Origin of the sequence: Streptococcus sp. HMSC071D03, from assembly GCF_001812125.1 — a bacterium.
Taxonomy (GTDB): domain Bacteria; phylum Bacillota; class Bacilli; order Lactobacillales; family Streptococcaceae; genus Streptococcus; species Streptococcus pseudopneumoniae_N.
The window spans coordinates 36,100-45,136 of record NZ_KV807713.1 but is presented as its reverse complement, the minus strand read 5'-3'; the positions used below and the strand labels follow the sequence as shown (position 1 = coordinate 45,136).

The 9,037-nt window shown below is 37.1% G+C and carries 9 protein-coding genes; all 9 read right to left on the bottom strand.

The window, feature by feature from the left end:
* Window positions 1–220 precede the first annotated feature (220 nt).
* The 9 genes from tsf to HMPREF2837_RS02310 all read right to left on the bottom strand — a co-directional run bounded on the left by tsf (window position 221) and on the right by HMPREF2837_RS02310 (window position 9,037).
* Window positions 221–1,261: a translation elongation factor Ts gene (gene tsf / locus HMPREF2837_RS02350; protein WP_049549078.1), complete on the bottom strand. Its 1,041-nt coding sequence runs from the start codon at window positions 1,259–1,261 to the stop codon at window positions 221–223.
* Window positions 1,262–1,339: 78 nt separating this feature from the next.
* Window positions 1,340–2,122 (bottom strand): 30S ribosomal protein S2, encoded by a 783-nt coding sequence (gene rpsB / locus HMPREF2837_RS02345; protein ID WP_000268462.1) that lies wholly within the window; start codon window positions 2,120–2,122, stop codon window positions 1,340–1,342.
* 435 nt (window positions 2,123–2,557) lie between these two features.
* On the bottom strand, window positions 2,558–3,772 hold the full coding sequence (locus tag HMPREF2837_RS02340; protein ID WP_049549079.1) for an aminoacyltransferase: 1,215 nt from the start codon (window positions 3,770–3,772) through the stop codon (window positions 2,558–2,560).
* Window positions 3,773–3,967: 195 nt separating this feature from the next.
* Window positions 3,968–5,173, bottom strand: a complete 1,206-nt coding sequence (gene pcsB / locus HMPREF2837_RS02335; protein WP_049549080.1) for a peptidoglycan hydrolase PcsB — start codon at window positions 5,171–5,173, stop codon at window positions 3,968–3,970.
* Window positions 5,174–5,264: 91 nt separating this feature from the next.
* Window positions 5,265–5,759 carry a rod shape-determining protein MreD gene (gene mreD, locus HMPREF2837_RS02330; RefSeq protein ID WP_049549081.1) on the bottom strand — a complete coding sequence of 165 codons (495 nt, stop codon included), beginning with the start codon at window positions 5,757–5,759 and terminating at the stop codon, window positions 5,265–5,267.
* Entirely contained in the window at window positions 5,756–6,577 is an 822-nt protein-coding gene (mreC, locus tag HMPREF2837_RS02325) for a rod shape-determining protein MreC (protein ID WP_049549082.1), read from the bottom strand. The genes mreD and mreC overlap by 4 nt, the downstream gene beginning before the upstream one ends.
* Before the next feature lie 21 nt (window positions 6,578–6,598).
* On the bottom strand, window positions 6,599–7,393 hold the full coding sequence (locus tag HMPREF2837_RS02320) for an energy-coupling factor transporter transmembrane component T family protein (protein ID WP_049549083.1): 795 nt from the start codon (window positions 7,391–7,393) through the stop codon (window positions 6,599–6,601).
* Window positions 7,386–8,225 carry an energy-coupling factor transporter ATPase gene (locus HMPREF2837_RS02315; RefSeq protein ID WP_049549084.1) on the bottom strand — a complete coding sequence of 280 codons (840 nt, stop codon included), beginning with the start codon at window positions 8,223–8,225 and terminating at the stop codon, window positions 7,386–7,388. The genes HMPREF2837_RS02320 and HMPREF2837_RS02315 overlap by 8 nt, the downstream gene beginning before the upstream one ends.
* On the bottom strand, window positions 8,210–9,037 hold the full coding sequence (locus HMPREF2837_RS02310) for an energy-coupling factor ABC transporter ATP-binding protein (RefSeq protein ID WP_049549085.1): 828 nt from the start codon (window positions 9,035–9,037) through the stop codon (window positions 8,210–8,212). Before HMPREF2837_RS02310 ends, HMPREF2837_RS02315 begins: the two co-directional genes overlap by 16 nt.

Genomic DNA, 9,037 nt, shown 5'->3' with positions numbered 1-9,037 from the left:
CCAAAATGGAGGATCAGGTTGGGCTTACTTTGGCATGCTTAAATATCAAAAAATTAGTGAAATGGATAGGAAATATCCCTTTTTATTTTTCTCAAATTCAGATTTTTGAATAGAATATCAGATGATGAGACAAACTATTTTTGAAAAGAGAAAAAAACAAACGCCAAAAATGACGTTTGTCTTCGTTCTGAAGGAAGCTGATTTGCTTCCTTACTTTTTATTAGTTATTCAAGGCTGCTGCCATTGTAGCTGCAACTTCTGCTTCAAAGTCGTTTGCAGCTTTTTCGATACCTTCACCAACTTCAAAGCGAGCGAACTCAACTACTGAAGCGTTAACTGATTCAAGGTAAGCTTCAACTGTCTTGCTGTCATCCATGATGTAAACTTGTGCAAGAAGTGTGTAAGCTTGGTCAACTTTAGTGTTGTCAAGCATGAAGCGATCCATTTTACCTGGGATGATTTTATCCCAGATTTTTTCTGGTTTACCTTCTGCAGCCAATTCAGCTTTGATAGCTTCTTCAGCTTGAGCGATTACTTCATCAGTCAATTGAGCTTTAGATCCGTATGCCAAGTGTGGAAGAGCTGGTTTACCAACCATAGCACGGCTTTCATTATCTTGGTCGATAACGTGGTTCAATTGTGCCAACTCATCTTTAACAAATTGCTCATCCAATTCTTTGTATGAAAGAACTGTTGGTTTCATAGCAGCGATGTGCATTGAAATTTGTTTAGCAAGTGCTTCGTCTCCACCTTCGATTACAGAGATAACACCAATACGTCCACCGTTGTGTTGGTATGCTCCGAAGTGTTGTGCATCTGTTTTTTCAATCAAAGCAAAGCGACGGAATGAGATTTTTTCTCCGATAGTCGCTGTTGCAGACACATAAGCTGCTTCAAGAGTTTCACCTGAAGGCATTGTCAAAACAAGTGCTTCTTCGTTGTTAGCTGGTTTTCCTTCAGCGATTGCTTTAGCTGTTGCGTTTACCAACTCAACAAATTGAGCGTTTTTCGCAACGAAGTCAGTTTCAGCATTTACTTCAACAACTGCTGCAACGTTACCGTCAACATAAACACCAGTCAAACCTTCTGCAGCAACACGGTCAGCTTTCTTAGCTGCTTTTGCCATACCTTTTTCGCGAAGCAATTCAATCGCTTTTTCGATATCGCCTTCCACTTCAACCAATGCTTTTTTAGCGTCCATAACACCAGCACCAGATTTTTCACGCAACTCTTTTACAAGTTTAGCTGTAATTTCTGCCATTTTGATTCTCCTATATTTTTTAAAAATAGGAGAGCCGGGCTAAGCCCCGCCCTCCTAGGTAATTACTATTTGTATAAATTAAGCATTGTCGCCTTCTACAACTTCAACGATTTCTTCAATTGAGTCTGCTTGAGCTTCTGAAGCTGCAAATTCTGCTTCAACTGCTGCAACAGCATCTTCACCTTGGCGACCTTCAATGATAGCGTCTGCCAATTTAGCTGTAATCAACTTAACTGCGCGGATAGCGTCATCGTTAGCTGGGATGATTACATCGATATCGTCTGGATCAGTGTTTGTGTCAACCATCGCTACAACTGGGATTCCCAATTTTTTAGCTTCTTTAACAGCGATTTGCTCTTTATGTGGGTCAACTACGTACATTACATCTGGGATACGAGGCATATCTTCGATACCACCCAAGAATTTTTCAAGACGTGCACGTTGTTTATTAAGAAGTGCAACTTCTTTCTTAGGAAGAACTTCAAAAGTTCCATCTTCTTCCATACGTTTGATTTCTTTCAAACGAGCGATACGTTTTTGGATTGTTCCCCAGTTTGTAAGAGTTCCACCCAACCAACGGTGGTTGATGAAGTATTGACCTGAACGTACTGCTTCTTCAGCAACTGCATCAGCTGCTTGTTTCTTAGTACCAACAAACAATACAACTGCATCGTTAGCTGCAGCATCACGCATGAAGTCGTATGCTTGGTCAGCGTATTTTACAGTTTGTTGCAAGTCGATAACGTGGATTCCGTTACGCTCAGTGAAGATGTACTTAGCCATCTTAGGGTTCCAGCGACGAGTTTGGTGACCAAAGTGCACACCAGCCTCAAGAAGTTGTTTCATTGAAATTACTGCCATGAGTATTTCTCCTTTTTGTTTTTTTCCTCTTCTTGATTTCAGCTTGCAAAACGACCCGAAGGCAACAGCTTCACAATTCATCAAGAATGAGTATTATCGTTTACACGACAAGTTACATTATATCATAGTTGAACCTTTTTTTCAAGTAATTGTGCTAGTTTTTCCTTCATAACGTAACTTCCCAACTGAAATTTTAAAAAAATTTATCAACTTTAAATAAAAAACATCCCAACATAAATTGGTTACTGCTAAATGTGCAATAACCGCTTATGTTGAGACTCAGATAAATACAAAATATTTCGAGTTGATAACTTAAATGTTTTGATATGAAAGAATCTACTTTATATTTTTTATAGCAAGTATCATATCTTCATACTATATGTTATCAAAAAAACAATTACTAAAGATTAAACTTGCCAATAAGTCTTTGACTTTCTACTTGCTACTTCGAAGTTTCTTACGGATTTTATAGGCTATATTAAACAAGAAATACAATGAGCTAGTTGGGTAATTAAACTCACCAGCAAATTCCTCGATAGTGGGATTAAACTTAGATTTAAAATTAAATAACCCACCCTCTAAGTTGTTTTCAATTCCACCCATATTATGAGTTTCTGCCCCGCGTTCAAATGAATGTTGAGCAGTCTCAAACCATGTTGGAATAGCAGGTTGATAATGTCTAAATTCCTCATTCATTCCAGCATATAAGTTCTCAGAAGTTTTCCCAAATTCGATGGTCAAAGTTCCAGACAATGGAACGACACTGTCCCCTCTATCAATATGGCTCTTAAGAAAAGAAATTTCTTCCTCTAATCGTTTTCTCTCTTGCTGATTCTCTTTTATTTTGCCTTCTTTCGTTTTATCAGTGAATTTCTGTGCTATTTTAAGATTTTTTTCCAGTTGCTGCTCAACTTCTTTCAGTCTATTAGGTAAATCTAAATAGCTCAGTGTGATAAAGGAATGATCAGAATAAGTAGTCAATAACTTCTGATAATAATCTTTTCCTCGTAAACTGATACTCTTACGAGACTCTGTTTTCTTCATTAAAAATGAAAATTCATCTAATAAATCAAGTCCACCGAATTTCACTTCCAATCCTTTATTTCTTGCAGTTCGAATTGCCTGTCGAGTAGATTTGGACAGTTGATCCAGCGAGAAGTTTTCTTTATGAATATTAGCTTGAAAACGAGGTTGGATGTTTTCTGCCATATCCTTTGTCAATCCTGTCCAATGAACTTTATTTTTTTGCAATTTCTCAACAATTTCAAAAGTTTTAGAATTTTGAATAGTTTTTTGGTCGATCAGACTTCGACTAATAAAAAGGCTTGGATCAAATTTAACCATTATTGCATTGCTTTTTTTAGCAATTTTTTTCAATGTTAAAATCACAAATTTCAGAAGTTCTTTATCTTCATAATTAATAACTGGGCCTCTTGGAATATAGAACATGGAAAAACCTAATGGAAGAGGCTGAATTAAGATGTTCGCTACTCCAACTAGTTGATTCTCTTTATAAAAGCCAACTCTCTCGTTTCCCCAAGTATCCTTTATCTTGGACCAATCACTACTCTGCAATAAATTTCCTTGAGGATGATTTTCTAAAAACAAATCCCACTCTTTGGCATCAACATTCATTTTATAAGTAAACATAATTCCAGTACCAACTCTCTTAAAAACATATTATTTCGTTAGATAAACATATTTATCCTAGCTACATATCCGATAATTTTCTTCCCATCTTTAATTCCATAATGACAAAAACATTCTGATAAAAATTTTTTATTAATACCATACAAAGGGTGAGATTAATAAAACCTCACCCTAAATTTAGTAATAATTAATATGTTAGTTTGGATAAATGTATCTTACTGTACCACGTGATGCTGTAGGATTAAACCATCCACGATAATTTCCGATTGGTTGAGTTCCACTACCATCATAGTTACATTCTGAAACTTGAATACGCGTTGTTGACTCAACAGCAGTAACAACTGCTACATGCCCGTATCCACCATCATCCCAACAAGCAATCGCACCAACTTGTGGTGTAGAACCTGTACGGAAACCTGCTGCTGCTGCACTAGTAGCCCACTGACCACCATTACCCCAATAATCACCAGCCCATGGAGCCAAAGTCTTAGCACCCCATGTACATTGACCTACAGGGTAACTTGAAGCATTTGAACTATAAGTTGGTCGTTGACTTACAGTAGTTGCTGCAGGTGTGTAACTTGAATAATCATCTGATGAAGAACTTGAAGTTGCTTGTACTTGTGCAGCAAAGGTTGTGTTGGCTGAAGCTGCAAGTGATTGTTGTTGACTTGCTTGTTTAGCTTTATAAGCTGCCTCTGCCTCTGCTGCTGCTTTGGCTTCTGCCTCTGCTGCTGCTTTTTTCTCTAACAAGCTAGCTTTTTCATTTTCTGCTGTAGCTTTTTCAGCTGCAAGATTTAACTCAGCTACTTTCAATTCTGCTTGTTTTGTCGTCAAAGCTTGAGCATCGTCAGCAAGCGTTTGTTGGTTAGCAATGACTGTATTGATTGCTTCGTTGTTTGCAACTTGTTTTTCAGAAATAGCTTTCTTATCTTCTTTTTGTTGCTGCAACATTTTATTGTTTGCTGATACGATTTCACTCATAGCTGCTACACGAGAAATAGCTTCTGTAATTGAGTCAGAGTTAATAATCGTATTGATGTAGCTTGTAGCAGTTCCGTTCGTTTGTGCACTACGAGCTTGGTTTTCAAGCGATGCATTACGAGCTACAATATTTTTTGAAAGCTCTGCGATTTCACCTTCAAGTTTTTTAGATTCTTCTTGAAGTTTTTCGTTTTCAGATTGCAATTTTTCTTGCTCTGATTGAATAGCTGAAACTTTAGTTTGAATTTCGTCTACTTGTTTTTGAGCTTCTTTCTGTTGAGCTGTCAAGTTACTAATTTTACTATCTTGAGCAGCAATTTTTTCATCTGTTGTATTTGCTTTAACACTTGAAAGAACAGCTCCTTGTGAGACTAATACTGTACTTAACAAAAGTGATGCTAGGATTTTTTTCTTCATAAGTGTGAATACTCCTTCTTTTAAGACAATACTAGTATATCAAAAAAAGGCCTAATAAATATTACGCCTTTATTACAGTTTTATTTCTTTCTTATAGATATATTTTTTCAAAAATAAACTGGAAAACTAACATCCATAGACAGTTTAATATCATTGACGGAACTAGACCATAAACGATAAAGACTGTTATACTTTCAGCAGTTAAGCCAATCATTTGCGCTAGAAGAAAACTACCAAATTCAAAAGAGAAAGTCATCATTAAAATAGCTAATAGTCTAGTCCATCTATTTGATAAAATAATCGCATTATTTTTATAAATGATTGCACCAATAATCACAAAAAGAAGACTAGCAATCCCTACTAAATGGAAAAAATAAATATCGTATATAAGACCAATAAATAAGCAATAAACTAAAAATAGGTACTCTGATACTTCTATAGTTTCAAACAACAAGAAGATGAAGATAATGTGGCTCACAATTTGAAAATGTGGAAAAAAACTATTTACAAATTGCCCTAAATGACTGTCTATTAAGACAACTGTAGGCAAAAGTAAAAACATTCCTATCTGCTTCAACAGTCTCATGATGGGTTCCCCACTAACTCTACGACTTTGGTATTCATTGAATTAGACTGAAGTTTGACTAACACCTCTCTTGTCAGATAGTCATTGCTATGCGTCACAGATTCGACCTCACCTACTGGAATGTCAGTAGCATTAAAATTACCAAGACCACCAGTTACGACCTTATCGCCTTTACTAATGTCGCTACTACTATTTAACTGACTAATTTTCAGTAAATCTTTTTCCTTATCGTAGCCAATGATAATACCATATATACTAGTAGAATCGTGTTGGATTTTAACGGAGATTTTCTCCGTATTTTCCGCGTTGGTCAATAAGTTGACCACAGTAGAGTTATCTTCAATCTTTCCCACGCTTCCAATTAGTCCCCCACCAGCTATAACAAGCATATTGCTTGTCACGCCTTGTTGAGAACCTGCATCAATTGTCAACTCTTGTTTCCAGGTTGCAGGAGTTCTCATGATGACGTCAGAAGCAATTAACTTGGTTGCATTCAATTTTGACTTCATATCCAATAACTGACGTAGTTGCTCATTTTCTTCCTTCAAACTGTCTGCTTCATTCGTTTCCTTCTTCATCTGATAGAGTTCTTTTTTGAGAGTTTCATTCTCGTTATAGGTTCTGGTCAAACGACCTAAATCAGATTTTACGGAAGAAAGCCATCGAAAAGGCTTTTGCACTATTCTATCGGCTAATGAAATTCCATCTCCAGCTTTTGTTACAACTGCACTTGATTGTGTTGTTACTAAAAAAACGGATACTACTAATACAACGACAAATAGAACAATGATATATTTTGATTTTTTAAAACGGTTCATACCTCTACCTTATATTACATTCTAAGATTTTAGCAAAAATAGAATTGCACCCAATACACAAACAAATAATAGCGCTATACTGTCTCTGTTCATCCAATTTAACTGTCGATACTGACTGCGTCCATTCCCACCTTGATACCCCCTAGCTTCCATGGCTGTAGCAAGAGAGTCCGCTCTTTTCAAACTGGTAGCGAACAAAGGAATCAAAATAGGAATCATAGCCTTAACCTTTTGAATTACATTTCCTTCTCCAAAATCAACACCACGCGCCTTTTGAGCATTCATAATGCGAATCGTATCATCCATCAAGGTTGGTACAAATCGCAAACTCATAGACAACATGAGCCCAATCTCATGAACTGGAGCCTTAAATCTTTTTAAAGGTCCAAGCAAGGATTCAACTGCTGTTGCCAAACTTAGTGGCATAGTCGTCAAGGTTAGCAAAGTTGAGAAAAAAATAATCAACACAAAGCGACAAAAAATAATTCCTGCCTGCTCAATACCATAGCTTGTGATTTTTATAAATCCCATCTCGAACAAGACGTGACCACCAGAAATAAAGAACAGTTGAAAAAGGGTTGTAAAAGCAATCAGAAAAAACATAGATCGCAATCCTTTTATAAAAAAAGATAAGGGAACTTCTGATAAAACGACAAATATGCCTGTTGCAATGAAGAGTATGAGATTTGTAATTGGATTATTGGCCCAAAAAGCGATGATGATCAATAAAATCATTGCTACTAACTTACTACGAGGATCTAGACGATGAATAATCGAATTTCCTGGTATGTATCGACCTAAAATCATATTATCCATTGATAAACTCCTTAAACTCCTCTATCGTTATCGGCAATTGTTCGAAAGAAATTCCTCTGTCAACTAGCCTTTGAGCAAATCGTGTGATTTTAGGAACACCCAATTGGATTTTTTCCATAAATTCGACATTTTGAAAGACAAGACCTGGTTTCCCACCCTTAACTAGTTTCCCTTTTTCCATCACATAAACTTGATCAGCAAATTCGGCCACATCATCCATAAGGTGGGTTACTAAAACAATTGTTATGCCATCTTGATGAAGCTTTTTAAACAAGGTCATCAACTCTTTTCGACCAATTGGGTCCAAACCAGCTGTTGGCTCATCTAAGACCAAAATTCTTGGCTCCATTGCCAAAATTCCAGCAATCGCAACCCGTCTCATTTGTCCACCCGAGAGTTCAAATGGACTTCGATCAAAGAGTGATTCATCGATTCCTACTAAAGCTAGTTTTTCACGCGCAATAGCTTCTGCCTCTTCTACAGAAACACCAAAATTTTGAGGGCCAAAAGCCACATCTTTTAGGACAGTTTCCTCAAAAATTTGATTCTCTGCAAACTGAAACACCAACCCAACTTGTTTGCGAATTTGGCGAATTTGCTTATTGACCGATGTTGGTGTGATCAATGTATCAAAGACACGAACACTTCCATCTGTGGGAACTAGCAAACCATTCAATAGTTGTAAAATAGTTGATTTTCCACTTCCTGTATGCCCAATAATAGCAGTATAGGAACCATCTTCTATGGTCAAACTGACATCTGACAAGACAGCTGAGGCAAAGGGTGTTCCTTCCTGATATGTATAACTAACATTGTCTAGAATAATTCCCATAAAGCCTCCTCGAGCTCCTCTTCGGACAGATAGTGCTCTGGTAATTTTAAGCCATTATCACGCAGTGATTGTTTTAATTGGTTGACAAAGGGTTGATCTAAGCCAATTTGATCTAAATCTGATCTAGAAAATAACTCTCTAGGAGTGCTAGTTGACTCGATTTCTCCTTTTTTCATCACCAAAACTCTGTCACTCATGGCTACCTCATCCAAATCATGCGTAATGGAGATGACTGTCATCTGATGGTCTTTGCGAATCTTCTGGACTATCTTAATCAACTCTAATCGTCCCTCAGGATCCAACATACTTGTAGCCTCATCCAAGATTAAAATATCTGGTCGCAAGGCAACAACGCCTGCGATAGCTACTCTCTGTTTTTGACCTCCTGACAAACGAGCAGGTTCTTTTTTAGAAAATCCAGCCATCCCAACTAAGGATAGGGCTTCTGTAACTCTACGCTTCATCTCCTCAAGCGGGATTCCTTGATTTTCCAGTCCAAAAGCAACGTCGTCTTCAACAGTTGCTCCTACGAATTGGTTATCAGGATTTTGAAAGACCATACCAATCTTACGTCTTTTTTCCCAGACATTTTCTGGAGTTAGGCAATCACCGTCTATCCAAATTTCTCCAGATTCAGACTCTAGCAAACCATCAATCAAGCGAACTGTCGTTGATTTTCCACTACCATTATGACCAACGATTGACAACCATTCTCCACGTTTCACGTGAAACGTAATATTATGAACATCATAATGTTCTTGATCTGCCTGATATCGAAAAGACAGGTCTTTTATCTCAATAATCGATTCCAT

Excerpts from the sequence above, each read along its gene's own strand:
- tsf (WP_049549078.1), bottom strand. The coding sequence starts at position 1,261 with ATGGCAGAAATTACAGCTAAACTTGTAAAAGAGTTGCGTGAAAAATCT.
- rpsB (WP_000268462.1), bottom strand. The coding sequence starts at position 2,122 with ATGGCAGTAATTTCAATGAAACAACTTCTTGAGGCTGGTGTGCACTTT.
- HMPREF2837_RS02340 (WP_049549079.1), bottom strand. The coding sequence starts at position 3,772 with ATGTTTACTTATAAAATGAATGTTGATGCCAAAGAGTGGGATTTGTTT.
- pcsB (WP_049549080.1), bottom strand. The coding sequence starts at position 5,173 with ATGAAGAAAAAAATCCTAGCATCACTTTTGTTAAGTACAGTATTAGTC.
- mreD (WP_049549081.1), bottom strand. The coding sequence starts at position 5,759 with ATGAGACTGTTGAAGCAGATAGGAATGTTTTTACTTTTGCCTACAGTT.
- mreC (WP_049549082.1), bottom strand. The coding sequence starts at position 6,577 with ATGAACCGTTTTAAAAAATCAAAATATATCATTGTTCTATTTGTCGTT.
- HMPREF2837_RS02320 (WP_049549083.1), bottom strand. The coding sequence starts at position 7,393 with ATGGATAATATGATTTTAGGTCGATACATACCAGGAAATTCGATTATT.
- HMPREF2837_RS02315 (WP_049549084.1), bottom strand. The coding sequence starts at position 8,225 with ATGGGAATTATTCTAGACAATGTTAGTTATACATATCAGGAAGGAACA.
- HMPREF2837_RS02310 (WP_049549085.1), bottom strand. The coding sequence starts at position 9,037 with ATGGAATCGATTATTGAGATAAAAGACCTGTCTTTTCGATATCAGGCA.